Source organism: Streptomyces sp. NPDC002754 (assembly GCF_053592315.1).
The window spans coordinates 139578-165427 of sequence record NZ_JBSFVM010000013.1 but is presented as its reverse complement, the minus strand read 5'-3'; the positions used below and the strand labels follow the sequence as shown (position 1 = coordinate 165427).

Here is a 25850-nt window from a genome sequence, read left to right as displayed (position 1 = left end):
ACCCCCTCCCCGTGGTGAGCCGTGCCCGTCAGCCGGTGAACTCCACATCGGTGATGCCCTGCTTGAAGCCCGCGCTGCTGTAGCCATCCTGGCCTGCGCGGGGCAGCGCGGTCAGCCAGACGAGCAGATAGCGCGTCTTGACCGGGGCATCGGCCGTGATCTTCGCGGAGGTGGTCTTCGAATCCGTCTTGGGCCCGATCTGCTTCAGGCCGGACACCGAGCCCGGGTTCAGGGACGGCGAGGCGTACAGCGAGACCGTGGTGTGGTCGCCGCCGTATCGGAGCCCTATCGAGGCGGCCGACACTTCCTTGGCGGAGCCGAGGTCGTAGACGATGCCGACCCCGGGCTTGATGACCATCTTCGGGCCGTCGACGAAGGACTTGGTGCGCCAGTACGTCGACGTGCTGGCGTCGTACGTCTTGGCGACGTCGCCCGGAGCCTGGGCGTCGCCTTCGGCGACGAACTCCTTGGCGCTCTGGATGGAGAGCGGCTTCGCGTCCTGCTTGCCGCCCTTGCCACTGTCCTCCGAGGTGTCCGTGGACCCGGAGCCGCCCGAGTCGCCACGGTCCATGAGGGCGTCGGCGAGCTGCCAGCTGCCCAGGCCGAGGGCCGCGATGAGCAGCGCGGAGACGCCCCACTTGAGGGCCTTGCCGGTACGGCTCTGCAGCGGGGGCGGCGGCGTGGGGACGGGCTGGGTGGCACGTGGGGCGGGGCGGCCGTAGCTCCCCTGCTGGTACGTGGTCCGCTGGTACTCCGGGGGCGCCGTGAAGGCGGGCTCCGGTGGCCGGATCCTGGGCATCTCGCCGATGGCCTTCACCAGGTCCTCCGGCGTGGTGCACGGCGGCTCCTGGCGGGACGCGGTCGCCCCGTCGTTCGCGAGCGCGCGCATGGAGAGCTCCGCCAGACCGCGGTGGACGCCGGCGCGCACCTGGTCGGGGGCGATGAGGCCGACGCCCTTGGGCAGCCCGGAGAGGCCGTAGGCGTCGTCCTCGTACGGCCAGCGCTGGGTCAGAGAGGCGTACAGGAGCGCGCCGATCGCCTCGGTGTCGGCGCGCTGCGGGGTGTCGCAGGTGATGCCGCGCAGCGCCGCGTTCACGGCGAGGCCGCGGATGCGCCACTGCCCGGTGGAGGTGCGCAACACGGCGCTCGGCGTGAGGCGCAGATGGGCGAGGCCCTCACGGTGGGCGGCCGCCATGGCATGGGAGACCTGGCTCGCCATCTGGTACGCGTCGTGCGCCTCGAGGGGAGCGAGAGCGAGCAGGGAGGTCAGTTCCGTCGCGTCGGGCAGCCACTCGTGGACGACGTAGACGAGGTCGTTCTCCTCGACCGCGTCCAGCACCTGTACGAAGCGGGGGTCGCCCAGGAGAGCCGAGGAACGGGCCGCGGCGAGCACCGAACGGCCTCTGGGGTGATCGGCGGGGAGGATGTGCACGCCGACGGCACGCCGCAGCTTCTCGTCCATCGCACGCCAGCTGCTGAAACCGTCCAGACGGGTGACGCACTCCTCGAGCCGATAGCGTCTGGCGAGCTTGTGGCCACTGTGCAGCTCAGGTGGCGACGCGGCGCCGGGGCTCACATGAGTCCCCGTCTCCGCGGTGTCCACGGTCTCCTCGCGCTCCGGCGCGTCCTGCTCCCCGGTATCGGCCACCCCGTCGGCCGTGGCCTGCTCCGCCTTGTCCGCCTTGGCGGTCAGCGGTTCATCACCGCTGTTGTCGGCCACGTCGACGGCAGCCGTGCTCCGTTCCGCCACCGTCGTTCCTGCCTCCCCATCCGTTGCACTCACTCCGACGCCAAAGCCAATTGTGCCCACAGTCCGGCGCTATGCACGACACGCGATGGCCGCCGATGGTTGCACACACTTCCGGCCGACTCAGCGGCCGAGACGACCGCGGACCATGCCGACCAGCGAATTCAGTTCTTCGATCCTCATCTTGCGGGCTGCCACATAGAAGACTCCGAGCAGTGCCACACTGCCCACGACCAGCGCCGCGATCGAGCCGAGCACACCATGGCCCAGCGCTTGCGTGACCGCGTACCCGAGTCCACCGCCGACGATCGTCGCCGGCAGCGCCGCGAGGCAGAGCCGGGCGTAGGTACGGACGACGTGCGCGCCGTCCAGGTCGCCGCCGAGCCGGTTGCGCAGCCGCCGCCAGGCCACACCGACGCCGATCGCGTACGCGATGCCGTAGGAGAGTGCCATGCCGACGACGGCCCACTGAGCGGGCAGGATCAGGTAGCAGATGCCCGCTGTGGCGGCGTTGACCGCGGCGACGATGACCGTGTTGTAGAAGGGCGTGCGGGTGTCCTCGTAGGCGTAGAAACCGCGCAGCACGACGTACTGCACGGAGTACGGAATGAGGCCGATACCGAACGCCATGAGGATGTAGCCCATGGACTGGGCGGCCTCTGTGCCGCTGGAGCCGAAGAGCAGGGTGCACATCGGGACGCCGAGCGCCACGAACATGAACGAGATCGGGACGATCGCCACGGCCGAGGTGCGCAGGCCGGAGGAGATGTCGTCCCGGACCGCACCCGGGTCGCCGTCGTGGGCGGAGCGTGAGATGCGCGGCAGCAGGGCGGCCATGACGGAGACGGTGATGATGGCCTGCGGCATGCCCCAGATGAGCTGGGCGTTCGAGTAGGCCATGATGCCGGCGCCGGCCTTGCCGGACGCCTTGCCGGCCGCCGTGGCGAGCTGGGTGACGACCAGGACGCCCGCCTGGTTGGCGAGGACGAACAGGACGGTCCACTTGGCGAGCTTCACGGCCTTGCCGAGGCCGTGGCCCTTCCAGTCGAAGCGCAGACGGAAGCGGAAGCCGGTCTCGCGCAGGTACGGGAGCATCGCGAGGGACTGCACGACGAGGCCGAGCAGGGTGCCGATGCCGAGGAGGCGGATGCCCTCGTCCGGGATGGTCGTGACGCCCATCTGCGATTCGGCCGCGGTCCCGTAGACCCAGATGAACGTGCCGAACGTGAAGATCATGACGATGTTGTTGAGGACCGGAGTCCACATCATCGCGCCGAACTTCCCGCGGGCGTTCAGGATCTGGCCCATCACCACGTGGATGCCCATGAAGAAGATCGTGGGCAGGCAGTAGCGGGCGAAGGCGACGCCGACGCTGTTGGCGTCCTCGTTACCGGCGACCGTGTTCGACATCAGATGGATCAGCAGGGGCGCGGCGAAGACGACGACCGCCGTGATGGCTGCGAGCGCCACCATGACCAACGTGAGCAGGCGGTTGGCGAAGGCCTCGCCGCCGTCCTCGTCATCCTTCATGGCGCGCACCAGCTGCGGTACGAACACCGAGTTCAGGCCGCCGCCGACGGTGAGGATGTAGATCATCGTCGGCAGCGTGTACGCGACGGACCAGGTGTCACCGAGAAGTCCGGCGCCCAGCGCCGCGGTGATCACCATGGTGCGGACGAAGCCGGTGAGGCGGGAGACGAGCGTGCCCGCCGCCATCACCGCGCTCGACTTCAGGATGTTGGAGGCGCGGCCGCCCTTCTGCGCCGCGGGCGCCGGCGCGGGGGTGGCGGCCGGTGGCGGCGGGGGCTGCGGAGGACCGAGTTGCGTGGTCGGGTTGTCGACGGGCTCGGCCGGCGGGCGGCCTCCGCTGTGGCCGGGCTGCTGGTCGCGGTACAGGTGCGCGAAGGCGTCCGGTTCGTGGCTCTCCTCGGCGGAGTGCGTCACCAGGTCGTCGACGCCCACGAACTGCGTCGTACGGGCGTCGTCGCCGTACGGGAGATGCTGGGTGGGACCCGCCGGCTCCGGCGCGGGCGTCTGCGCCCACACACGGGGGTCGGGCTGGTACTGCTGCGCGGGCGGCGGCGCGTACAAGGGCTGCTGCGCCTGCTGCGTGCCCGGAGGCGGTGGAGGGTGTGCGGCGCGGTCGTACAACGCCTCGGTCACCGGGTCCTGGGCGGTCAGGTCGTGCGCCCGGTACGGATCCTGCTCGTACGCGTCCTGAAGGTACGCGTCCTGCGGATACGCGTCGGGAGCAGGCTGCGGCGGCGGCACCTGCCCCTCGGGCTGCGGTGAACCGGCGTACGGCCGACCATCGCCCGAGGCAGAGCCGCCCGAGCCGTGGCCACGCTCACCGTCGTACGGCGCGTTCATGGTTACCCCACCTCATCGTCCCCGGCCCAGCGGCCCCGACATCGCTCAACGGTCCACTCTCTCACCCGTGCCCGACGGGGCCGTGCTTTCCGGAGCGGTGTCAGCCGTCGGGTCACTCGGCTGCTGCGGAACGTCTCCCCGTGCGGCGTCGTCCGGCTCGTCGCCCTTGTCGTCGTCGGCGGCCGCGGAGTCGCCCTCGGGGGCGTCCCCGTCGGGCTGCGCGGCGACGGCACGCTTGCGCTGCTGGTACATCCGGTATCCGGCGAGGACGAGCAGCAGGACGCCGCCGGCGATGACGAGCATCACGGTCGGGGTGACCTCAGTGACGTCGACCTTGAAGGCGAGCGGTTCGCCGTAGGGCTCGCCGTCCTGGGTGTACAGCTGGGCGTGCACCCAGATCGGGCCCGTCGCCTTGGCCGTGGTCGTGAACTTCACGGACTGGCTGTGCCCGCTGGCGATCTTGACTTCCTGGTTCTGGAAGTTGTCGCCGCCGATCTTGAGGCGGGTGCCGTTGCCCGAGGTGAGACGCAGCGTCAGATGGTCGACGTCCTGCCACAGGTTGTTCTGCACCGACACCGGGATCGTCGCGCTGCGCCCGGACAGCTTCACTTCGGACTTGTCGATCAGCGCCACCTGTTCGGTGAGGCCCGACAGGTACGAGGAGACGGCGTCGCGGAAGGTTCCCGAAGTTCCCGGGTCCGCACGCCACGACGTGGACATCTCCCGGTCCATCGCGCGGCCGAAAGGTGTCACCACGCGGGACTGATCGGTGAGGACGACGCCGAAGTTCTCGAGATCGCGCTGGGTCGCCTGGATCTGGTCGAAGGCCGACTGCGGCAGCTCCTGCTTGCGCAGCGACGAGGGGTACGCGTGCGGGACACGTGTGGTGGCGGCGGGGTCGGGCTTCGCCTTCGCGGCGGCCGACAAGGTCTGGGGCTGCGACCAGGTGCCGTCCTGCAGCGCGTGCAGCGCCTTGGCCATGGTCTGGGCCTGGCTCGTGGTGGGCATGCGCTGTGGGGCCACGACGACGCTGCGCTGCTTGTTCGTCTGCATGTTCAGCATCAGGGACTGCGCGAGGAACTGCTGCACGGCGAGCGTGGAGTTCTCGGCGCCTGTCATGTCGCCCTGGAAAGCGGTCGACAGCCGGCCGTCGGCGACCACGGCCGAGGCGCCGCCGCCGATCGGACGGGCGGCGGACGGCGTGTACGCCAGCCCTCCGGTCTCCGGGAAGTGGTCGCTGCGCGCGATGATCTTGTCGGCGCCCGCGGACGTGGCGACCTTGACGATGTCCCGGTCGACGGCGCCTTCCGCGGGCCATGCGTACGACGTGTCCGGCCTGGTGTGCAGGATCGTCTGCACGGTCAGGGTTGCGGCGTCGGTGGCGTCCTTGAGTTGGGCCAGGGAGCCGGTGACCTTCGTGCCGGTGTGTGCGAGCGACGCGAGGTCGGGGTCGGCGAACGGAAGCGTGACCACCTTCTGCCCCTGCACGGCGGTCTCCAGGTCGCTCAGCCACTGCTTGGCGTGCGCCTGGTTCTTGCCCGCCCTGAGCTTCCCGTCGGGGCCCTTGACCTTGTACGGCTCCGTCATGGCGTCGACCGACGCCAGCAGGTCGGGGTCGATCACCCACGTCACGTCGAGCTCGCTGCCGAGGGCCAGCATCTGCTGGAGGCGGCCGCCGGGACCGATCTGCTTCGCCAGGTCGTTGTCGTCAAAGACCGGCGTCTGCTGTTCGTCCGCGCCCGTCTCGGCAGTGAGGTGGGAATCGGAGATCAGCGGCCACAGAGCCGTCGTCTTCGTGCTCGTGTCGGTCTCGCCCGGCTGCCAGGGCAGGAAGGTCCGCTGGATGCCGAGCGTCTGCTGGTAAGGCTGCGCAGCGGTCTGTCCCATCAGGGCGACGCTGAGCTGGTAGACGCCGTCGGCGCCGAGATGCAGCGCCTTGACGGGGACGGACAGCGTGAAGTCCTGAGCGACGCCGGGCGCCAGCTTGGAGAACTTCTTGCCGTACTTGCGGGAAATCTCGTTGCCGTCCGCGGCGCCGCCCGTGCCGTTCTTCGCGGCCTCGTCCACGGCCGTGCGGCCGCTGTAGGACGTGCCGACCCGCAGGCCCGCGTGGGCGCCTGTGACCACCTGCTTGCCCTTGTTCATCACCGTGCCGCTGACTGTCACGGTGTCACCGTCCGTCGGCGCGCTGGGCGAGAGGGAGTTCACGGCCACCTCGACCGTGCTGGTCCCTGTCGCGCTCGATGCGGCGGTGGCCGGGGTCGCGGCAGGCAACAGCGGCAGCGACGCCAGGAGCGGCGCAGCCGCGAACAGGGCCCCGGTGCGCCGCAGCAGTCGCCGGGCAGGTGAGGGACTCACCGTTGGGAAGTCTGCCGCCTCGGCCACGTGGTCGTCCGTCCCTCGTCCTCGTCGGTGGTCGCAGATGTGTCCACGCATGGTAACGAGGAGCGCTGTGGCTGAGTGCCACGGTCTGCCCGGCATGATCGTGGGGGCAAGAGTAGGGGGCCGCGGGTGTGCTCCTGTCGCGGGCCCGGCGAACGGTTTCGGCCCGGGCCGTCCGGGCCACGTACCCTGTCCTGTTGTGCCGAACGCCAACGAAGACACCCCCAGCACCCTGAGCCAGGTGCAGCACCGCGCGGTCAGTGAGCTGCTGCGGGTCTCGCCTGTCGCAGACGACCTCGCCCGCCGATTTCAGGAGGCCGGGTTCTCTCTCGCCCTGGTCGGTGGTTCGGTGCGGGACGCACTGCTCGGCCGACTCGGCAACGATCTGGACTTCACCACTGATGCCCGTCCCGAGGACGTATTGAAGATCGTTCGTCCATGGGCCGATGCGGTGTGGGAGGTCGGGATCGCGTTCGGCACGGTCGGCTGTCATAAGGACGGCTACCAGGTCGAGGTCACGACGTACCGCTCCGAGGCGTACGACCGAACCTCCCGCAAGCCCGAGGTGTCGTACGGCGACTCCATCGAAGAGGACCTGGTCCGCCGGGACTTCACCGTCAACGCGATGGCTGTGGCGCTCCCTGAGAAGGAGTTCATCGACCCGCACGGCGGCATCAGGGACCTGTCCGAGCGGGTGCTGCGCACGCCCGGCACTCCGGAGGACTCCTTCTCCGACGACCCGCTGCGGATGATGCGGGCCGCCCGCTTCGCCGCTCAGCTCGACTTCGAAGTCGCTCCTGAGGTCGTCGAGGCCATGACGGCCATGGCAGGCCGCATCGAGATCGTCTCCGCGGAGCGAGTGCGTGACGAGCTCAACAAGCTGATCCTCTCCGCGCACCCGCGCAAGGGCCTGACGCTGCTCGTCGAGACCGGTCTGGCCGATTCCGTACTGCCCGAACTGCCCGCGCTGCGTCTGGAGCGTGATGAGCACCACAGGCACAAGGACGTCTACGACCACACGCTGATCGTGCTCGAGCAGGCGATGGCGTTGGAGACCGAAGGCCCCGATCTGACGCTGCGTCTCGCGGCGCTGCTCCACGACATCGGGAAGCCGCGCACTCGTCGCTTCGAGAAGGACGGCCGCGTCTCCTTCCACCACCACGAGGTGGTCGGCGCCAAGATGACGAAGAAGCGAATGACCGCGCTCAAGTACTCCAATGACCTGGTGAAGGACGTCTCACGCCTCGTCGAGCTGCACCTGCGCTTCCACGGCTACGGCACCGGCGAGTGGACGGATTCCGCTGTACGTCGGTACGTACGGGATGCGGGGCCGCTCCTCGGCCGGCTGCACAAGCTCACCCGTTCCGACTGCACGACGCGCAACAAGCGGAAGGCCAACGCGCTTTCGCGTGCGTACGACGGCCTTGAGGAGCGCATTGAGCGGCTTCAGGAGCAGGAGGAGCTGGACTCGATCCGGCCGGACCTCGACGGTAACCAGATCATGGAGATCCTCGGCGTCAGCCCGGGCCCGGTGATCGGGCAGGCGTACAAGTTCCTGCTGGAGCTGCGCCTTGAGAACGGGCCGATGGATGACGACGCGGCGGTGTCGGCGCTCAAGGAATGGTGGGCCGACTGCTCTCAGGACTGAGACGGATGGAATGCGTCGGGCTCTGTTTCACGTGAAACAGAGCCCGACGCATATCTGGAGACGCTCCGTTTCACGTGAAACGCCGCCGCCCGCACAGCGTCAGAGCGGTCGCTCCGTAGAGGATCGAAACCAGGACCACGAGGGGGACCGAGCGGCCGTCCGGCGGCAGCATCAGTGCCGCCACCGCGGCCGCACCGACGAAGGAGACGTTGACCAGTACGTCGTAGATGGAGAAGATCCGGCCACGGAAGCCGTCCTCGATGGAGGACTGCACGACCGTGTCGGTGGCGATCTTCGCTGCTTGTGTGGTCAGGCCCAGAACGAACGCAGCCACCACGATCGGCGCGGGTTTGAAGGTGAGTCCCAGGGCGAGTTCCAGTACGGAAGCGGTGCTGGCGCAGAGGACGATCCACCCGGCCGTGCCGAACCGGCCCACAGCTGCGGGGGTGATGGCCGCCGCGACGAAGAAGCCTGCCCCCGAGACGCCCATGGCGAGGCCGAGCAGGGCCAGGCCTTCGGACTCCGTGGATGACCACGCGTACCGGCACAGCATGAGCACCATGACGAGTAGGGCGCCGTAGCAGAACCGCATCACCGTCATCGCGGCAAGGGCGCGCGCGGCGGGTGGGCGCGAGACAAGGTGCCGGACGCCGGCGGCGAGGTCCCGGGCGGTGCCGGTCACTGCCGCCCCCAGCCGTGGCTGGACCAACTCCGGATCGGGGCCGAGGAGTTGAACACCCATGCGCAGGGATGCGAGCGCGGCACACAGGTAGAGCAACGCCCCGATGAGGACCACTGCAGCATCCGAGTCGGCGGCGATCAGGCGCACGCCGAAGGCGAGGCCGCCGCCCAGCGTGGCCGCGAGGGTCCCCGCGGTCGGTGAGACGGAGTTGGCCATGACGAGGCGCTCCGAGTCCACGACACGGGGCAGTGCGGCCGAGAGCCCGGACAGAACGAAGCGGTTGACCGCGGTGACGCACAGCGCGGACGCGTAGAAGAGCCAGTCCGGAGTGTGGCTCAGCATGAGTGCGGCCGTGACGGAGGCGAGCAGTACCCGCAGCAGGTTGCCGTAGAGGAAAACCTGACGACGTCGCCAACGGTCGAGGAGGACGCCGGCGAACGGGCCCACAAGGGAGTACGGGAGCAGCAGCACGGCCATGGCCGACGCGATCGCGGCGGGCGAGGTCTGCTTCTCCGGGGAGAACACCACGTAGGTGGCGAGTGCCACCTGATACACGCCGTCCGCGCCCTGGGAGAGCAGCCGTAGCGTCAACAGACGCCGAAAATCGCGCAGGCGCAGCAGTACGCGCAGGTCACGGACGACAGACATGGGGCACAGCCTCACATACGAGGCGGGCCCCCGGCGCGCACCATGTGTGCGAACCGGGGGCCTCAACAGCCTTCAGGAGGTGGGTGTTTCACGTGGAACACCCGGACCGCCCTTCAGGACAAGGTCAGCGCTCGACCTCACCCTTGATGAACTTCTCGACGTTCTCGTAGGCCTCGTCGTCGAAGTACTGCACCGGCGGGGACTTCATGAAGTACGAGGACGCGGAGAGGATCGGGCCGCCGATGCCGCGGTCCTTGGCGATCTTCGCGGCGCGCACGGCGTCGATGATGACACCCGCGGAGTTCGGGGAGTCCCAGACCTCGAGCTTGTACTCCAGGTTCAGCGGGACCTCACCGAAGGCGCGGCCCTCGAGGCGGACGTACGCCCACTTGCGGTCGTCGAGCCACGCGACGTAGTCGGACGGGCCAATGTGGACGTTGTCCTTGCCCAGCTCGCGGTCGCGGATCTGCGAGGTGACGGCCTGCGTCTTCGAGATCTTCTTCGACTCGAGGCGGTCGCGCTCCAGCATGTTCTTGAAGTCCATGTTGCCGCCGACGTTGAGCTGCATCGTGCGCTCGAGGCGGACACCGCGGTCTTCGAAGAGCTTCGCCATCACGCGGTGCGTGATGGTCGCGCCGACCTGCGACTTGATGTCGTCACCGACGATCGGGACGCCGGCCTCGGTGAACTTGTCCGCCCACTCCTTGGTGCCGGCGATGAAGACCGGGAGGGCGTTGACGAACGCGACCTTGGCGTCGATGGCGCACTGGGCGTAGAACTTCGCCGCGTCGTCGGAGCCGACGGGCAGGTAGCAGACGAGAACGTCGACCTGCTTGTCCTTGAGGACCTGGACGACGTCGACCGGGGCCTCGGGGGACTCCTCGATCGTCTCGCGGTAGTAGCGGCCCAGGCCGTCCAGCGTGTGGCCACGCTGGACCTCGATGCCCTTGTTCGGCACGTCGGCGATCTTGATGGTGTTGTTCTCGGAGGCGCCGATGGCGTCCGAGAGGTCCAGACCGACCTTCTTCGCGTCGACGTCGAACGCGGCGACGAACTCGACGTCACCGACGTGGTAGTCGCCGAACTGCACGTGCATCAGGCCCGGGACCTTGGTCTCCGGGTCGGCGTCCCTGTAGAACTCGACGCCCTGCACCAGCGAGGCGGCGCAGTTGCCCACGCCGACGATGGCTACGCGAACCGAACCCATTCCGGTTGCTCCCTGTGTGTACTCGGTGAAGCCCTGACCGGGCTTCACGTGGCGGTGTCGTCGGACGGATCCGGCCGGGTGCTGTCCCGATGCCGGGGCAGGCCGCCCGTCTCTCCAGATGTGTCCTGCTGAGCCGCGTCCCCCGGTCGTGACCGTCGTTGGTCACGGCCCGCGCGCTCGCTCTCGATGAGCTCGTTCAACCAGCGCACTTCGCGCTCCACGGACTCCATGCCGTGCCGCTGCAGCTCGAGCGTGTAGTCGTCCAGGCGCTCGCGGGTGCGGGCGAAGGAGATGCGCATCTTTTCGAGGCGCTCCTCCAGACGGCTGCGACGGCCCTCGAGGACGCGCATGCGCACGTCCCGCGACGTCTGCCCGAAGAAGGCAAAACGCGCGGCGAAGTGCTCGTCCTCGTATGCATCGGGGCCGGTCTGCGAGAGCAGGTCCTCGAAGTGCTCCTTACCTTCTGCCGTCAACCGATAGACGATCTTGGCGCGACGCCCCGCGAGTGGAGCCGCAGGGGTGTCGTCGGGTCCTGGACCCGGTTCCTCGATCAACCAGCCGTTGGCGACCAGTGTCTTGAGGCAGGGGTACAGCGTCCCGTAGCTGAAGGCGCGGAATATTCCGAGTGAAGTGTTGAGTCGCTTGCGCAGCTCGTAGCCGTGCATCGGGGACTCGCGGAGCAGACCGAGTACGGCGAACTCGAGGATGCCGGAACGTCGGCTCATCGTCGTCTCCTCCCTGCCGCGGGCCCTTGTATCGACTCTTTATGCCGAGCTGATGTATCGACTCGATACATCTAGACGATAGAACTGCTCCTCGGCTGCGGCAAGTGCGATCACGGTGAACGGCGTCACATCACCGATTCGTAGGAATCGAGTTGCCTGATTTGGGGTGAAGTTCGGCCCTAGGAGGGTTTTGACGGTGCGTAGTCTGTCCGCCATGCAGACCACCGGGAACCGAGTGACGCACGTGAGCGTCGTTGTCCCTGGTGTAGTGCGGGTGAGTGCCGAGAGGGGCGCATCCGTACTCCGGGGGGACCGGAAACCCGACGCCGTTTCCAGGCGCGCGACCTCGCGCCTGCCCGAGGAGTAGTCGTTCGATGAGCGAGCACCGTCGCAAACCGCCGCAGCCGCAGGGCGGTGGGCGCGCCGCGGCCCGTCGCGGAGCATCCGGAGCACCATCGGGCCGCCGCGCGGCACCGCGTGGAGGCTCCCCCTCGCCCGCCGCTTCCCACGACCCCCCGAGCTCAACGGGCCCGTATGGGAGCCCGGAGGCGGAACGCCCCTGGGGCGGACGTGCCGAAGCCCGTAAGGCGGCCCAGCGCGGCGGTCGGCGCAGGTCAGCCGATGGCGCCGGTGGCGGTGGCGGTGGCCGCCGCGGTGGTGGCGGCCCCGGTGGAGGCGGTCCTGGCGGCCCGTACGGTGCGGGGCACGGTGGCCCGGAGAAGAAGAGGTTCGTCGACTACCCGCGCGCGTACAAGCACGGCTGGCGCCGCTGGGTGCCCTCCTGGCGCCTGGTGACCGGCATGTGCGTCGGCTTGTTCGGCAGCATGATGGTCGCGGCCGGCATCGCGTACGCGCTGGTGGGTGTGCCCGACCCGGCCAAGACTGCGACGGCGCAGAACAACGTCTACTACTGGTCCGACGGATCGCAGATGGTCGCCACCGGTGGCGAGACCAACCGGCAGATCATCAAGTACGAGGACATCCCGAAGTCCATGCGCTACGCCGTCATGTCGGCGGAGAACAAGACGTTCGAGACGGACAAGGGCGTCGACCCGATGGGTATCGCCCGTGCCGTGTTCAACATGGCCAAGGGCGGCGAGACGCAGGGCGGCTCGACCATCACCCAGCAGTACGTGAAGAACGCGATGCTGGACGACCAGTCCCAGACGGTGACCCGTAAGTTCAAGGAGTTGTTCGTCTCCATAAAGGTCGGTCGGACCGTCGACAAGGACGATGTCATGGCCGGCTATCTGAACTCGGCGTACTACGGGCGCGGCGCCTACGGCATCCAGGCCGCAGCCCGCACCTACTTCGGTGAGGACGCCACGAAGCTCGACGCGAGCCAGACCGCGTTCCTCGCGTCTGTGCTCAAGGGCTCGACGTACTACGACCCGGCGGGAGCGCCCGGCATCGACCCGGTCAACGCGACGCCGCAGAAGAACCAGGCGCGCGCCACGAAGCGTTGGTCGTGGATCCTCGGCGAAGAGGTCAAGGACGGGCATCTGAGCCAGAGCCGGCGAGCCCAGTTCAAGAGTTTCCCCAAGCTGGCGAGCCCGCGCGCCAACGCCCAGCTCGGCGGTCAGACCGGCTATCTCGTCGACCTCGCCAAGTCGAATGCCGTCAAGAACAGCAATGGCGAGATCACCGAGGACGACCTGCAGAAGGGCGGCTACGAGATCCACACCACGTTCAACAAGAACAAGGTGAAGAAGCTCGAGGACGCCGTGAAGAAGGTTCGCAAGGAGAACCTCCAGAAGAACCGCAAGGTCAACGGGAAGTACGTGGACCGGCATGTCCAGTTCGGTGGAGCCTCCGTCAGCCCCAAGACCGGCGCGATCGAGGCGATCTACGGCGGTGAGGACGCCACGAAGCACTTCACCAACAACGCTGATGTCACCGGCGCCCAGGTCGGCTCGACCTTCAAGCCCTTCGTCCTCGCGGCTGCCTTCAGGGACGGAGTCAGGAACCCGCAGGGGCCCGAGGTCCAGGACGCGAGCCAGCGCACGATCGTCTCCCCCAAGAGTCTGTACAGCGGCAAGAACGGGCTCAAGATCAAGGACTGGAAGGGGGACATCTGGACGAATGAGAAGGGCAAGCAGTGGAACCAGACCAACGACGGTAAGCAGTCGTACAACAAGCCGAGCTACCAGATCGATCTACGCGAGGCCATGCGCGAGTCCGTGAACTCGGCCTATGTGCAGCTGGGCATGGACGTGGGTCTGGACAAGGTGCGCGGCGCCGCGAAGCGGGCCGGCATCCTGGACGACAGCTTCGCCGACTCCAACTACCCCTCGTTCTCCCTCGGTACGTCCGACCCGAGTGCGATCCGTATGGCGGGCGCCTATGGCACGTTCGCGACCAGTGGTCAGCAGAACGACCCGTACTCGGTGACATCCGTCGACCGTGAGGGCGAGAACGTCTTCCGGCACGAGGCCAAGCCCGTGCGCGCCTTCGACACGAAGGTCGCCGACAACGTGACCGACGTTCTCAAGACCGTCGTCGACAAGGGCACCGGTACGGCGGCGCGGCTGCCGGGCCGCGACGTGGCCGGCAAGACCGGTACCACCGACGGCAACAAGTCGGCCTGGTTCGTCGGCTACACCAAGCAGTTGTCCACCGCGATCACGATGTACCGGATGGACGACAACGAGAAGTCCCACAACCGCAAGTTCCTTGAGATGTACGGCACCGGTGGTCAGGAGAAGATCCACGGTGCGTCGTTCCCGTCCGAGATCTGGCACGACTACATGACGCAGGCTCTGAAGGGCCAGCCGAACGAGCCGTTCCCGGTGCCGGAGCCCATCGGGGAGCTCGTGGGCGCGACCCCGAGCCCCACGCCGACCCCGTCGGCCACGGTGACCCCGTCGGAGACCGCCTCGCCGTCCCCGTCGACCAGCGAGACTGCGCCGCCGTCCCCGTCGCCCTCGGAGACGTGCAGCGACTGGGACTGGGCCTGCAAGAACGAGGACGGTGGCGCCACCGGGGGTACGGACACCGGAGGCGCGACCGACGGCGGAGCGTCGTCGACGCCGAGCGACGGGAGTACCGACGACACCGGAGGCCCGGGCAATGGAAACGGTGGCGGCATCTTCGGAGGCCCGAACCAGTAGCCGAACCGGCTTCAACGCACCGTGTTTCACGTGAAACTCTGCGTGTTCCACGGCAAGCGAGGGCCGTCACACCCACCGGGTGTGGCGGCCCTCGCCCCGTTCTCAGCCTCGTACGGCAGGATGTGCCGCATGCCCAGTGCAGAGACGACGAGCGCGAATCCGCAGCAGCCGGAAGGGGATCCGGATCCGGAGCAGGTACGGCCGACCAGAGAGGACGAGGTCGCCGCCGTTGGCAGCGGGTTCATCGGCGGGCCCATCGGGCGACGGGCCCTGCTCGGGATCTCGTGGTGGACGCCCGCACGGGTGATCGCACTCGTCATGCTCGGCATGTTCGCGCTCGGCATGGTCCAGAAGTTCCCCTGCTACGACGGCGCCTGGTTCTACGGCACCAGCTCCCAGTACACACACGCCTGTTACTCGGACATCCCGCACCTGTACCAGGGACGCGGATTCGCCGATGGCCTCGTGCCGTACTTCGACAAGCTCTCCGGCGACATGGACTACCTCGAATACCCGGTGCTCACCGGTGTGTTCATGGAGGTCGCCGCGTGGCTGACGCCGGGCAGCGGCTCCATTCAGCACCAGGAGCAGGTGTACTGGATGGTCAACGCCGGGATAATGATGATCTGCGCGGCGGTGATCGCCGTGTGCGTCACCCGCACCCATCGCAGGCGCCCCTGGGACGGCCTGCTGGTCGCACTGGCGCCCGCCTTCGCGCTGACCGCCACCATCAACTGGGACCTCTTCGCGGTGGCGCTCACAGCGGCCGCGATGCTGATGTGGTCGCGGAGCAGGGCCTTCGCCTTCGGCGTGCTGCTCGGCCTTGCGACGGCCGCCAAGCTGTACCCCGTGCTGCTGCTCGGACCGCTCTTCGTGCTGTGCTGGCGGGCCGGCCGGTGGCGGGAGTTCGGCAGGGCGACCCTTGGCGCCGCCGTCTCGTGGCTGGCCGTGAACCTGCCGGTGATGATGCTGGCGCCCGAGGGCTGGTCGAAGTTCTACACGTTCAGCCAGGAGCGCGGAGTCGACTTCGGCTCCTTCTGGCTGATCATTTCCCAGCACCGGGACACGCCCCTCGACACCAACGTCGTCAACACCCTGGCCACGACGCTGATGGTGTTCGCTTGTCTGGGCGTCGCGGCGCTGACACTCACCGCGCCCCGGCGACCGCGCTTCTCACAGCTCGCGTTCCTGGTGGTCGCGGCCTTCATCCTCACCAACAAGGTCTACTCACCGCAGTACGTCCTGTGGCTGATCCCGCTCGCCGCGCTGGCGCGCCCCAAGTGGCGGGACTTCCTGGTCTGGCAGGCGTGCGAGGTCGCGTACTTCCTGGGGATCTGGCTGTACCTCGCGTACACGACGAGCGGGGACAAGCATCAGGGGCTACCCGAGGACGGATATCAACTGGTCGTCGCGGCGCACCTGTTGGGCACGCTCTACCTCTGCGCGGTCATCGTGCGGGACATCTGGCTGCCCGAGCGGGACGTGGTGCGACGCTCCGGGGAGGACGACCCCACGGGCGGTGTGCTGGACGGCGCCAAGGACGTCTTCGTACTGGGGCAGGCGGCTCGCCCGCGGCGGCACCGGCACGCCGCCCGTACCTCGGAGGAACCGGCGGCGGTCGACTGGGGTCGAACGCCGGGGAGTTCGCTCTGAGCGAACACCCTCGCTGGAGGCACGAAAAGCGGGTCGGGCACCTCATGGGCCCGACCCGCTTTCGTATGTCCTACGTAGAGGCGCGTTCAGTGGTCAGCGATCCACGATCCGGTCGAACTGCGTGGTGGTGTGCCGAAGATGGGCCACCAGTTCCTCGCCGACCTGCGGCTCGGGGGCGTCGGACGGCACGAACAGGATCGACACCTGCATGTGCGGCGGCTCGGCGAACCAACGCTGCTTGCCCGCCCAGACGAACGGCGCCAGGTTCCGGTTCACCGTCGCCAGACCGGCCCGTGCGACGCCCTTGGCGCGCGGCATGACGCCGTGCACGGCCTTCGGGGCCTCCAGGCCCACACCGTGCGACGTACCGCCCGCCACGACCACCAGCCAGCCGTCGGAGGGGGCCTTCTGCTGGCGGTAGCCGAACCGGTCGCCCTTCGTCACGCGCGTGACGTCGAGGACGGCGCCGCGGTACTCGGTCGCTTCGTGGTCGCCCAGCCACAGCCGCGTACCGATGCGCGCACGGAAGCGCGTCTGCGGGAACTGCTGCTGCAGACGCGCCAGTTCGTCTGCCTTCAGGTGGCTGACGAACATGGTGTGCAGCGGAAGGCGGGCCGCGCGCAGCCGGTCCATCCAGCCGATGACCTCCTCGACGGCGTCCGTGCCGTCGGTGCGGTCGAGAGGCAGGTGGATCGCGAAGCCCTCGAGGCGCACGTCCTGTATGGCGTGCGCGAGCTGCGGCAGGTCTTGCTCGGTGACGCCGTGCCGCTTCATCGAGGACATGACCTCGATGACGACGCGGGCGCCGACGAGGCCGTGCACGCCGTCGACGGAGGAGACGGAGCGGATGACGCGGTCGGGCAGCGGAACCGGCTCCTCGCCGCGCCGGAACGGCGTCAGGACCAGCAGGTCACCGCTGAAGCAGTCCTTGATCCGGGCGGCCTCGTACGTGGTGCCGACGGCAAGGACGTCGGTACCGAAACGAGTCGCTTCCTCCGCCAGCCGTTCGTGACCGAAGCCGTATCCGTTGCCCTTGCAGACGGGGACGAGCCCCGGAAACTGCTCGAGCACCTGCTTGTGGTGTGCCCGCCAGCGCGCGGTGTCGACGTAGAGCGTGAGCGCCATGGCCGGTCCCGGAACCTTTCGTGGAGAGTGCGGAGCTAGGTCAGATTGTGCCGGGCGCTCAGCGCCGCGACATGTAGATGTCGAGCGCCTTGTGCAGCAGCTTGTTGAGCGGGAAGTCCCACTCGCCCAGATATTCGGCCGCCTGGCCGCCCGTACCGACCTTGAACTGGATCAGGCCGAAGAGGTGATCGGTCTCGTCCAGCGAGTCGGAGATGCCGCGCAGGTCGTAGACGGTGGCGCCGAGCGCGTAGGCGTCGCGCAGCATCCGCCACTGCATGGCATTGGACGGGCGCACCTCGCGGCCGATGTTGTCGGAAGCGCCGTAGGAGTACCAGACGTGCCCGCCCACGACGAGCATGGTGGCCGCCGCGAGGTTCACGCCGTTGTGCCGCGCGAAGTAGAGCCGCATCCGGTTGGGGTCCTCGGTGTTGAGGGCCGTCCACATGCGCTGGAAGTACGACAGCGGGCGCGGCCGGAAGTGGTCGCGGGTGGCCGTGATCTCGTACAGGCGCTGCCACTCGGCGAGGTCCTGGTAGCCGCCCTGGACGACCTCGACGCCGGCCTTCTCGGCCTTCTTGATGTTGCGTCGCCACAGCTGGTTGAACTGCTTGTGCACCTCTTCGAGGGAGCGGTTCGCGAGCGGCACCTGGAAGACATAGCGCGGCTGTACGTCGCCGAAGCCGGCGCCGCCGTCCTCGCCCTGCTGCCAGCCCATGCGGCGGAGCTTGTCGGCGACCTCGAAGGCGCGCGGCTCGATGTGGTCCGCCTCGATGTCGCGCAGGCGCTTCACATCCGCGTCCTGTATGCCCTTCTTGATGGAAGGCGCGTCCCAGCGGCGAATGATGACCGGCGGGCCCATCTTCACGGAGAAGGCGCCCTGCTGCTTCAGATGCGCGAGCATCGGGCGCAGCCACTCTTCGAGGTTCGGCGCGTACCAGTTGATGACCGGGCCCTCGGGCAGATACGCGAGATAGCGCTTGATCTTGGGGAGCTGGCGGTACAGCACCAGGCCCGCACCGACCATTTCGCCGGTGCGCTCGTCGAACCAGCCCAGGTGCTCGGAGCGCCATTCCGCCTTTACGTCTGCCCATGCGGGGACCTGCATGTGGCTGGCCGACGGCAGGCTCTGGATGTACGCCAGATGCTGCTCTCGGCTGATGGTCCTCAGGGTCAGGCTCATTCGGGGCGCTCCTCGGGCTGGTGTGTCCCCATGGGTACAGGGGCTCCGGCTCTCGCGCCGAAGCCTACTGCGCCCTGTGAGCGCCCCGACCGGCCGTATGGGAGGTCGGTGGTGAAGGCGGCCCCGCGGCAGCTTCCGAGGGGGCGGTCTCAGCCGAGGAGCCCGCCGAAGAGACCTCCGTGTGCCATGCCGATGAAGAAGCCGACGGCTGACGCTCCCAGGCCCAGGATCAGCCCGAATCGTTCCCGGGTCGTCTCGGAGACGAACTGGCCGTAGGCCCCGGTCAGGATGCCGACGAGCCCTGCCCAGGAGCTGAGGAGATGAAGCCCGGGCCAGATCGACGTGATGATCGCGATCGCTCCGAGCACCACGGTCACCCCGAGCAGGGTGTCCGGCAGCGGATGGGGCCTGCCGTCCGTGGCAAAAAGGGATGAGGAAGCGGTGCTGTTCGGACGCATTACTTGTGCCATGGGGCACCTCCTGCGGAAGCGGCGCACTGTAGCGCCGTACACACCCGATGTGTACAGATTGCGGCCATTGGCTGCCGGATTTCAACCGGAAGCAGAGGTGCGGGTAGTCTGTACGGTCTGCACCGGTGTCTGTTCATGCCCCCGACCAGGGGGCACTCCTCTGATCAGCGCGGATCCGCTCGTCGGACCCGATTGTCAGTGGTGGCCGATACCGTTGCTCACGCATAACAACCCTCCTGCCACGGAACGACCGTGGCCGCTGAGTCCAAAGGAGGTGGGTTCTACATGCGTCACTACGAGGTGATGGTCATCCTCGACCCCGATCTGGAGGAGCGCGCTGTCGCCCCCCTGATCGAGAACTTCATGTCTGTTGTCCGTGAGGGCGACGGCAAGGTGGAGAAGGTCGACACCTGGGGCCGTCGTCGGCTCTCGTACGAGATCAAGAAGAAGCCCGAGGGCATCTACTCGGTCATCGACCTGCAGGCTGAGCCTGCGGTCGTCAAGGAGCTCGACCGCCAGATGAACCTGAACGAGTCGGTCCTCCGGACCAAGGTCCTCCGTCCCGAGACCCACTGAACTTCCTAGTTCAGCGGTACTCGGGATCCGAGTAGCAGCAAGCAGCCAGCAGCAAACCCGCCGAGAGGTTCCCCCATGGCAGGCGAGACCGTTATCACCGTCGTCGGAAACCTGACCGACGACCCCGAGCTGCGCTTCACCCCGTCCGGTGCGGCCGTCGCGAACTTCACGATCGCGTCGACGCCCCGGACGTTCGACCGCCAGACCAATGAGTGGAAGGACGGCGATGCGCTGTTCCTCCGCGCGTCGATCTGGCGTCAGGCCGCGGAAAACGTCGCCGAGTCGCTGACGCGCGGCATGCGCGTCGTCGCTCAGGGACGACTGCGGCAGCGTTCGTACGAGACCCAGCAGGGCGAGAAGCGGACGGTCGTGGAGCTCGAGGTCGACGAGATCGGCCCCTCGCTGCGCTACGCCACCGCCAAGGTCACCAAGACCCCCGGTCGTGGTGGCCAGGGTGGCGGCGGCGGATTCGGCGGCGGCCAGCAGGGCGGCGGCGGTGGCGGCTGGGGCGGCGGCCCCGGCGGTCAGCAGGGCGGCCAGGGAGGTGGCCAGGGCGGAGCCCCGGCCAACGACCCCTGGGCGACCGGTGCGCCAGCCGGCGGCGGCCAGCAAGGCGGCGGCGGTGGCGGCTGGGGCGGAAGCTCCGGCGGCTCCGGCGGCGGCTACTCGGACGAGCCCCCCTTCTAGGGATCACTCCCTGACAGGGCTGGGTTCGCACCCCACACTTCTTGATCACACAGGAGAAACACCATGGCGAAGCCGCCTGTGCGCAAGCCTAAGAAGAAGGTCTGCGCGTTCTGCAAGGACAAGGTCACGTACGTGGACTACAAGGACACGAACATGCTGCGGAAGTTCATTTCCGACCGCGGCAAGATCCGTGCCCGCCGCGTGACCGGCAACTGCACGCAGCACCAGCGTGACGTCGCCACGGCCGTCAAGAACAGCCGTGAGATGGCGCTGCTGCCCTACACGTCCACCGCGCGATAAGGAAAGGGTGACCGAAACATGAAGATCATCCTGACCCACGAGGTCTCTGGCCTCGGCACCGCCGGCGAGGTCGTCGACGTCAAGGACGGGTACGCCCGTAACTACCTGATCCCGCGGAACTTTGCGATCCGCTGGACCAAGGGTGGCGAGCAGGACGTGGCGCAGATCCGCCGCGCCCGCAAGATCCACGAGATCGCCACCATCGAGCAGGCCAACGAGATCAAGGCCAAGCTCGAGGGCACCGCGGTCCGTCTGGCCGTCCGCTCCGGCGACGCCGGTCGTCTCTTCGGTTCCGTCACCCCGGCTGACGTCGCTTCGGCGATCGAGGCTGCCGGTGGCCCGAAGGTCGACAAGCGTCGTGTCGAGCTGGGCTCGCCGATCAAGTCGCTCGGTGGCCACGAGGCCTCCGTGCGTCTGCACCCCGAGGTTGCCGCCAAGGTCAACATCGAGGTCGTCTCTGCCTGAGCACTGCCCTGAGCAGCGCTGAAGCGAATGTGGGGCCGCACCCTTCGGGGTGCGGCCCCACATGCTTGCTGTCTGCGTTTCACGTGAAACGGGTTCGCTGGCACGGTTTCACGTGAAACAGCCCGCTCGGAGTCAGCGTGTCGCGCCCGTCACGGCCCAGCGTCCCGAGCGGTAGCGGATCCAGAGCGTGATCATGCGCACCGTCATCATCAGCGCCATCGCTCCCCACACTGCCGTGAGACCACCGCCGAACACGGGGACCAGGAGCGCCACCGGCGTGAAGACGGCAAACGTGACCAGCATGGCCCAGGCAAGATAGGGCCCGTCGCCCGCGCCCATGAGGACGCCGTCGAGGACGTAGACGATTCCGCATACGGGCTGGGACAGCGCGACGACGATGAGCGCGGGCAGGGCGGCGTCCTGTACGAGCTGATCGCTCGTGAACAGCGGGACGAACAGTGGCCTGGCAAAGACGATCAGTACGCCCAGGACGACCCCCGCTGCGATCCCCCACTCCACCATCCGGCGGCAGACGGCCCGCGCGCCTGGAGCGTCATCCGCTCCGAGATAGCGGCCGATGATCGCCTGGCCGGCGATGGCGATGGCGTCGAGGGCGAAGGCGGTCAGGCTCCACAGGGACAGGATGATCTGGTGAGCGGCCACATCGGCATCGCCGAGCCGGGCCGCGACGGCCGTCGCGATCATCAGGATCGCCCGGAGCGAGATCGTACGGACGAGAAGTGGAGCGCCCGCCTGGGCGCAGGCCCTGATGCCGGCCGCGTCCGGACGCAGTGAAGCTCCGTGGCGGCGGGCGCCACGGATCACGACGACGAGGTAGACGGCGGCCATTCCGACCTGGGCGATGACGGTGCCCCAGGCCGAACCCGCGATGCCCAGGCCGGCACCGTAGACGAGCGCGACGTTGAGCCCCGCGTTGGCGATGAAGCCGGCGACCGCCACATACAGAGGGGTCTTGGTGTTCTGCAGCCCGCGCAGCACGCCGGTGGCGGCGAGGACGATGAGCATCGGGGGAATGCCGAGCGAGGAGATGCGCAGGTAGGTGATCGCGTAGGGCGTCGCGGTGTCGGAGGCGCCGAAGAGTTCGACCAGCGCCGGGGCCGCGGGCAGGGCGACCGCGACGACCACGGCCCCGAGGAACAGGGCGAGCCAGATGCCGTCCATACCTTGCTGGATGGCGGACTTCAGATCACCGGAGCCGACACGTCGCGCAACCGCCGCGGTGGTCGCGTAGGCGAGGAAGACGAAGATGCTGACCGCGGTCTGCAGCAGGGCCGAGGCGACGGCGAGTCCCGCGAGCTGCGAGGTGCCGAGATGGCCGACGATGGCGCTGTCGGCCATGAGGAAAAGAGGCTCAGCGACGAGTGCGCCAAAGGCGGGAACGGCGAGAGCGACGATCTCTCGGTCGTGCCGCCGTCGGGCGGCTTTGGGCGTCGCGGGAGCCTGTGTCATGGGCACCAATCTAATCTTCCACAGGTAAGAGATGCAATCCGTGAATGACCCTTACTTACGACAGTCTTCCGCGTGTCGCGGGGCGGGGCCGACGGAGATCTTGGGCCGACTGGGAAAGTTTTTCTTCTGCACAGCCGGTGGATGGGAAAACAGCAGGTCAGGCCCTATGTATGGAATAGCCTGAGGGCTTGTTCACAGGCCTGTCCACCGTGTCGTGCACAGGTTTTGCCAGGTTCTCCACAGCGAGGGGCCGGTCATCCACATGGCCTGTGGATAACCAGATTGGCTGACGGTGCCCACAGGCCTACCGTGGTGCGGCGCCCACCGTGTCCCGCGACCTCGGAAACCTCACAATTCCGACGCGTCATAAGCGGAGTTGGGCCTCTGATTTGTCAGTGTCGTGCCGTAGGAATGAGGGGTACGGCGAGGTCCGCTCGGCGGACGGGAGGAGGCGGCCCGGTGAGTATCTCCGAGCCATTGGACGACCCCTGGGCCGACGACGGTCCCAGCGATCGTCTGCCCGCTTCCCGGCCGTTCCGGGGTGCCGGCCGAGGCCAGGGCGACCAGCACGAGCGGGGCAGCGAGGGTGGTGGCGGCTGGGACGAGGGCCCTGCCACCTTCGAGCGCGTTCCGCCGCAGGATCTGGACGCCGAGCAGTCCGTGCTCGGTGGCATGCTCCTGTCGAAGGACGCGATCGCCGACGTCGTGGAGGTCATCAAGGGGGCGGACTTCTACAAGCCGGCCCACGAAACGATCTTTCAGGCGATCCTCGACGTCTACGCCAAGGGCGAGCCCGCCGACCCGATCACCATCGCCGCGGAACTGACCAAGCGCGGCGAGATCAACAAGGTCGGTGGCGCATCGTATCTGCACACCCTCGTGCAGACGGTCCCGACGGCGGCGAACGCCGAATACTACGCGGAGATCGTCCACGAGCGCGCCGTACTGCGCCGTCTCGTCGAGGCGGGCACGCGGATCACGCAGATGGGATACGCGGGCGACGACGACGTCGACGAGATCGTCAACAGGGCGCAGGCCGAGGTCTACGCGGTCACCGAGCAGCGCACCAGCGAGGACTACCTCCCGCTCGGCGACATCATGGAGGGCGCGCTCGACGAGATCGAGGCGATCGGTTCGCGCAGCGGCGAGATGACCGGTGTGCCGACCGGCTTCACCGACTTCGACTCGCTCACCAACGGTCTGCACCCGGGCCAGATGATCGTCATCGCGGCCCGCCCCGCCATGGGTAAGTCCACGCTGGCGCTGGACTTCGCGCGCGCCGCGTCGATCAAGAACAACCTGCCGAGCGTCATCTTCTCCCTCGAAATGGGGCGCAACGAGATCGCGATGCGCCTGCTGTCGGCCGAGGCGCGAGTGGCCCTGCACCACATGCGCTCCGGCACGATGACGGACGAGGACTGGACGAGGCTCGCGCGCCGGATGCCCGAGGTCTCGGCCGCGCCGCTGTACATCGACGACTCCCCGAACCTGTCGATGATGGAGATCCGCGCGAAGTGCCGCCGGCTCAAGCAGCGCAACGACATCAAGCTCGTGATCATCGACTATCTGCAGCTGATGCAGGCCGGTGGCTCGAAGCGCTCCGAGAGCCGACAGCAGGAGGTCTCGGACATGTCCCGAAACCTGAAGCTGCTGGCCAAGGAGCTGGAGCTGCCGGTGATCGCGCTGTCCCAGCTGAACCGTGGCCCCGAGCAGCGGACGGACAAGAAGCCGATGGTGTCCGACCTGCGTGAGTCCGGCTCCATCGAGCAGGACGCGGACATGGTCATCCTTCTGCACCGTGAGGACGCGTACGAGAAGGAGTCGCCGCGCGCGGGCGAGGCGGACATCATCGTCGGCAAGCACCGTAACGGTCCGACGGCCACGATCACCGTCGCCTTCCAGGGCCACTACTCGCGCTTCGTGGACATGGCGCAGACCTGACCAGGAGACGGTCGGCGGCACAGATCAGCCTCCGGTGAAAACCGCTCGACGCCGGTCGTCGGTCAGGATGGACTGGGCCCATGACGACATCCCCGGAAGTGTTGTTGCCCACCACGCGTCGCGCCCTCTTGCACCGCATCGCCGTGGCCCAGAGCGAAGGGCGGGCGCCCTCACTCGTGGCCGCGGTCGCGCGGGACGGCGAATTGGTGTGGACCGGATCGCGTACCTCGGTGGACGGGCACGGGCCGGACGAGCACGTGCAGTACCGGATCGGTTCGATCACCAAGACATTCACGGCCGTACTGGTGCTGCGACTGCGCGATGAAGGGCTGCTCGATCTGGCGGACCCGCTGGAGAAGTATCTGCCCGACACCGGTGCCGGCACGGTCACCGTCGCCGAACTGCTCGCCCACACCGGCGGGTTGGCGGCCGAGACGCCGGGGGAATGGTGGGAGCGGAGCCCCGCGAGCCGGCGCCCGACCCTCGCGGACGTCCTCGGCGAGCAGCCTTTCCGGCACCCCGTCGGCCGCCGCCACCACTACTCCAATCCCGGCTATACGCTGCTGGGCGCCCTGGTCGAGGCGGTGCGCGGGGTGTCCTGGGAGAAGGCCCTGCGCGACGAGATTCTCGAACCGCTGGGTCTGACCCGCACCAGCGTCCAGCCACAGCAGCCGCACGCCGGGGGCTGGGCCGTGCACCCGTACGCGGATGTGCTGCTGCCGGAGCCGAGCGAGGACCTGGGCTTGATGGCCCCTGCTGGTCAACTGTGGTCCACCACGCGGGATTTGGCCGTCTTTGCCTCCTTCCTCATGGGCGGAGACGACCGGGTGCTGAGTGCGGACTCCGTCCGGGAGCTGCGGACTCCCGCCGCGCCGACGGTGCCGGGCGACTGGGGATCCTCGTACGGGCTCGGCATGCAGGTGGTGCGGGGCGGAGGACGCACCCTGGCCGGGCACACGGGCTCGCTGCCGGGGTTCGTGGCGGGGCTGTGGTTGTGCGAGGAGGAGGGGCTCGTGGCGGTGGCCCTCGCCAACTGCACGACGGGGGTGCCCGCGGGGACGCTGGCCGCCGAACTGATGGCGATCGTCGCCGAGGCCGAGCCGAGCTTGCCCGAGCCGTGGCGGCCGCTCCCCGAAGTAGAGGCGTCCGAACTGGAGCTGGTGGGGCCCTGGTATTGGGGGACACAGGCCGTGGTGCTGCGCTTGGCGGCCGACGGCGGTGTGGAGATGGGTCCGGCGGCCGGGGGCGGACGACGCTCCCGGTTCCGGTCGAACGGAGACGGCACCTGGACCGGGCTGGATGGCTACTACGCCGGAGAGCTGCTCCGGGCCGTCCGGCGGGACGACGGGGCGGTGAGCCACCTGGACCTCGGTTCCTTCGTCTTCACGCGGGAGCCGTACCCGGCGGACGGGCCGGTTCCTGGTGGAGTGGATCCGGAGGGGTGGCGGGGCATTCCGCGGTGAC

At 68.2% G+C, this 25850-nt stretch carries 19 protein-coding genes; 9 read left to right on the top strand and 10 right to left on the bottom strand.

Annotated features, from left to right (window positions below):
• Positions 1–28 precede the first annotated feature (28 nt).
• The 3 genes from ACWD2L_RS25135 to ACWD2L_RS25125 all read right to left on the bottom strand — a co-directional run bounded on the left by ACWD2L_RS25135 (position 29) and on the right by ACWD2L_RS25125 (position 6502).
• Positions 29–1750 (bottom strand): protein kinase family protein, encoded by a 1722-nt coding sequence (locus ACWD2L_RS25135; RefSeq protein WP_351332238.1) that lies wholly within the window; start codon positions 1748–1750, stop codon positions 29–31.
• A gap of 120 nt (positions 1751–1870) precedes the next feature.
• Complete coding sequence (gene murJ, locus ACWD2L_RS25130; RefSeq protein WP_351332235.1) at positions 1871–4117, bottom strand: murein biosynthesis integral membrane protein MurJ; 2247 nt, start codon at positions 4115–4117, stop codon at positions 1871–1873.
• Between the two features lie 45 nt (positions 4118–4162).
• Positions 4163–6502: a DUF6049 family protein gene (locus ACWD2L_RS25125; RefSeq protein ID WP_351332233.1), complete on the bottom strand. Its 2340-nt coding sequence runs from the start codon at positions 6500–6502 to the stop codon at positions 4163–4165.
• A gap of 196 nt (positions 6503–6698) precedes the next feature.
• On the opposite strand from ACWD2L_RS25125, the gene ACWD2L_RS25120 reads away from it, so the two are divergent.
• The gene (locus tag ACWD2L_RS25120) at positions 6699–8147 is read left to right on the top strand and encodes a CCA tRNA nucleotidyltransferase (protein WP_351332230.1); all 1449 of its coding nucleotides are present in this window, start codon (positions 6699–6701) and stop codon (positions 8145–8147) included.
• A 70-nt stretch (positions 8148–8217) separates the two neighbouring features.
• On the opposite strand, the gene ACWD2L_RS25115 is transcribed toward ACWD2L_RS25120, so the two are convergent.
• From ACWD2L_RS25115 to ACWD2L_RS25105, 3 genes are all read right to left on the bottom strand, one after another.
• The gene (locus ACWD2L_RS25115; RefSeq protein ID WP_351332228.1) at positions 8218–9477 is read right to left on the bottom strand and encodes an MFS transporter; all 1260 of its coding nucleotides are present in this window, start codon (positions 9475–9477) and stop codon (positions 8218–8220) included.
• A gap of 124 nt (positions 9478–9601) precedes the next feature.
• Positions 9602–10684, bottom strand: coding sequence for an inositol-3-phosphate synthase (locus tag ACWD2L_RS25110; RefSeq protein WP_351332225.1), 1083 nt, complete (start codon positions 10682–10684; stop codon positions 9602–9604).
• A gap of 44 nt (positions 10685–10728) precedes the next feature.
• Positions 10729–11409, bottom strand: coding sequence for a PadR family transcriptional regulator (locus ACWD2L_RS25105; RefSeq protein ID WP_351332222.1), 681 nt, complete (start codon positions 11407–11409; stop codon positions 10729–10731).
• A 374-nt stretch (positions 11410–11783) separates the two neighbouring features.
• On the opposite strand from ACWD2L_RS25105, the gene ACWD2L_RS25100 reads away from it, so the two are divergent.
• Both ACWD2L_RS25100 and ACWD2L_RS25095 read left to right on the top strand, forming a co-directional pair.
• The gene (locus tag ACWD2L_RS25100) at positions 11784–14519 is read left to right on the top strand and encodes a transglycosylase domain-containing protein (protein WP_351332220.1); all 2736 of its coding nucleotides are present in this window, start codon (positions 11784–11786) and stop codon (positions 14517–14519) included.
• Positions 14520–14648: 129 nt separating this feature from the next.
• Positions 14649–16172 carry a glycosyltransferase family 87 protein gene (locus ACWD2L_RS25095; protein ID WP_351332218.1) on the top strand — a complete coding sequence of 508 codons (1524 nt, stop codon included), beginning with the start codon at positions 14649–14651 and terminating at the stop codon, positions 16170–16172.
• Positions 16173–16265: 93 nt separating this feature from the next.
• Here the strand turns inward: ACWD2L_RS25095 and ACWD2L_RS25090 are convergent, their stop codons facing one another.
• The 3 genes from ACWD2L_RS25090 to ACWD2L_RS25080 all read right to left on the bottom strand — a co-directional run bounded on the left by ACWD2L_RS25090 (position 16266) and on the right by ACWD2L_RS25080 (position 18947).
• Positions 16266–17297 carry an alanine racemase gene (locus ACWD2L_RS25090; RefSeq protein ID WP_351332215.1) on the bottom strand — a complete coding sequence of 344 codons (1032 nt, stop codon included), beginning with the start codon at positions 17295–17297 and terminating at the stop codon, positions 16266–16268.
• Between the two features lie 58 nt (positions 17298–17355).
• Positions 17356–18477: a peptidoglycan bridge formation glycyltransferase FemX gene (gene femX, locus ACWD2L_RS25085; protein WP_351332213.1), complete on the bottom strand. Its 1122-nt coding sequence runs from the start codon at positions 18475–18477 to the stop codon at positions 17356–17358.
• A 149-nt stretch (positions 18478–18626) separates the two neighbouring features.
• Positions 18627–18947, bottom strand: coding sequence for a hypothetical protein (locus ACWD2L_RS25080; protein ID WP_351332210.1), 321 nt, complete (start codon positions 18945–18947; stop codon positions 18627–18629).
• 285 nt (positions 18948–19232) lie between these two features.
• Between ACWD2L_RS25080 and rpsF the strand changes: the two genes are divergently transcribed.
• The 4 genes from rpsF to rplI all read left to right on the top strand — a co-directional run bounded on the left by rpsF (position 19233) and on the right by rplI (position 20975).
• Positions 19233–19523, top strand: a complete 291-nt coding sequence (gene rpsF, locus ACWD2L_RS25075) for a 30S ribosomal protein S6 (protein WP_326018524.1) — start codon at positions 19233–19235, stop codon at positions 19521–19523.
• A 75-nt stretch (positions 19524–19598) separates the two neighbouring features.
• Positions 19599–20210, top strand: a complete 612-nt coding sequence (locus tag ACWD2L_RS25070; RefSeq protein ID WP_266712018.1) for a single-stranded DNA-binding protein — start codon at positions 19599–19601, stop codon at positions 20208–20210.
• A 63-nt stretch (positions 20211–20273) separates the two neighbouring features.
• The gene (rpsR, locus tag ACWD2L_RS25065) at positions 20274–20510 is read left to right on the top strand and encodes a 30S ribosomal protein S18 (RefSeq protein WP_003949403.1); all 237 of its coding nucleotides are present in this window, start codon (positions 20274–20276) and stop codon (positions 20508–20510) included.
• A gap of 18 nt (positions 20511–20528) precedes the next feature.
• Positions 20529–20975 carry a 50S ribosomal protein L9 gene (rplI, locus tag ACWD2L_RS25060; RefSeq protein WP_351332206.1) on the top strand — a complete coding sequence of 149 codons (447 nt, stop codon included), beginning with the start codon at positions 20529–20531 and terminating at the stop codon, positions 20973–20975.
• Between the two features lie 132 nt (positions 20976–21107).
• On the opposite strand, the gene ACWD2L_RS25055 is transcribed toward rplI, so the two are convergent.
• Entirely contained in the window at positions 21108–22445 is a 1338-nt protein-coding gene (locus ACWD2L_RS25055) for an MATE family efflux transporter (RefSeq protein WP_351332203.1), read from the bottom strand.
• Positions 22446–22904: 459 nt separating this feature from the next.
• Here ACWD2L_RS25055 and dnaB point away from each other — a divergent pair, with 459 nt between their 5' ends.
• Together dnaB and ACWD2L_RS25045 are read left to right on the top strand one after the other, a co-directional pair.
• Positions 22905–24386 carry a replicative DNA helicase gene (dnaB, locus tag ACWD2L_RS25050; protein ID WP_351332200.1) on the top strand — a complete coding sequence of 494 codons (1482 nt, stop codon included), beginning with the start codon at positions 22905–22907 and terminating at the stop codon, positions 24384–24386.
• 80 nt (positions 24387–24466) lie between these two features.
• Positions 24467–25849, top strand: a complete 1383-nt coding sequence (locus tag ACWD2L_RS25045) for a serine hydrolase domain-containing protein (protein ID WP_351332197.1) — start codon at positions 24467–24469, stop codon at positions 25847–25849.
• Position 25850 lies beyond the last annotated feature (1 nt).

Coding starts and splice junctions, on each gene's coding strand:
- rplI (WP_351332206.1), top strand. CDS start 20,529: ATGAAGATCATCCTGACCCACGAGGTCTCTGGCCTCGGCACCGCCGGC.
- ACWD2L_RS25100 (WP_351332220.1), top strand. CDS start 11,784: ATGAGCGAGCACCGTCGCAAACCGCCGCAGCCGCAGGGCGGTGGGCGC.
- rpsF (WP_326018524.1), top strand. CDS start 19,233: ATGCGTCACTACGAGGTGATGGTCATCCTCGACCCCGATCTGGAGGAG.
- ACWD2L_RS25090 (WP_351332215.1), bottom strand. CDS start 17,297: ATGGCGCTCACGCTCTACGTCGACACCGCGCGCTGGCGGGCACACCAC.
- ACWD2L_RS25045 (WP_351332197.1), top strand. CDS start 24,467: ATGACGACATCCCCGGAAGTGTTGTTGCCCACCACGCGTCGCGCCCTC.
- ACWD2L_RS25110 (WP_351332225.1), bottom strand. CDS start 10,684: ATGGGTTCGGTTCGCGTAGCCATCGTCGGCGTGGGCAACTGCGCCGCC.
- ACWD2L_RS25055 (WP_351332203.1), bottom strand. CDS start 22,445: ATGACACAGGCTCCCGCGACGCCCAAAGCCGCCCGACGGCGGCACGAC.
- ACWD2L_RS25115 (WP_351332228.1), bottom strand. CDS start 9,477: ATGTCTGTCGTCCGTGACCTGCGCGTACTGCTGCGCCTGCGCGATTTT.
- rpsR (WP_003949403.1), top strand. CDS start 20,274: ATGGCGAAGCCGCCTGTGCGCAAGCCTAAGAAGAAGGTCTGCGCGTTC.
- ACWD2L_RS25080 (WP_351332210.1), bottom strand. CDS start 18,947: ATGGCACAAGTAATGCGTCCGAACAGCACCGCTTCCTCATCCCTTTTT.
- ACWD2L_RS25095 (WP_351332218.1), top strand. CDS start 14,649: ATGCCCAGTGCAGAGACGACGAGCGCGAATCCGCAGCAGCCGGAAGGG.
- ACWD2L_RS25070 (WP_266712018.1), top strand. CDS start 19,599: ATGGCAGGCGAGACCGTTATCACCGTCGTCGGAAACCTGACCGACGAC.
- ACWD2L_RS25105 (WP_351332222.1), bottom strand. CDS start 11,409: ATGAGCCGACGTTCCGGCATCCTCGAGTTCGCCGTACTCGGTCTGCTC.
- murJ (WP_351332235.1), bottom strand. CDS start 4,117: ATGAACGCGCCGTACGACGGTGAGCGTGGCCACGGCTCGGGCGGCTCT.
- femX (WP_351332213.1), bottom strand. CDS start 18,477: ATGAGCCTGACCCTGAGGACCATCAGCCGAGAGCAGCATCTGGCGTAC.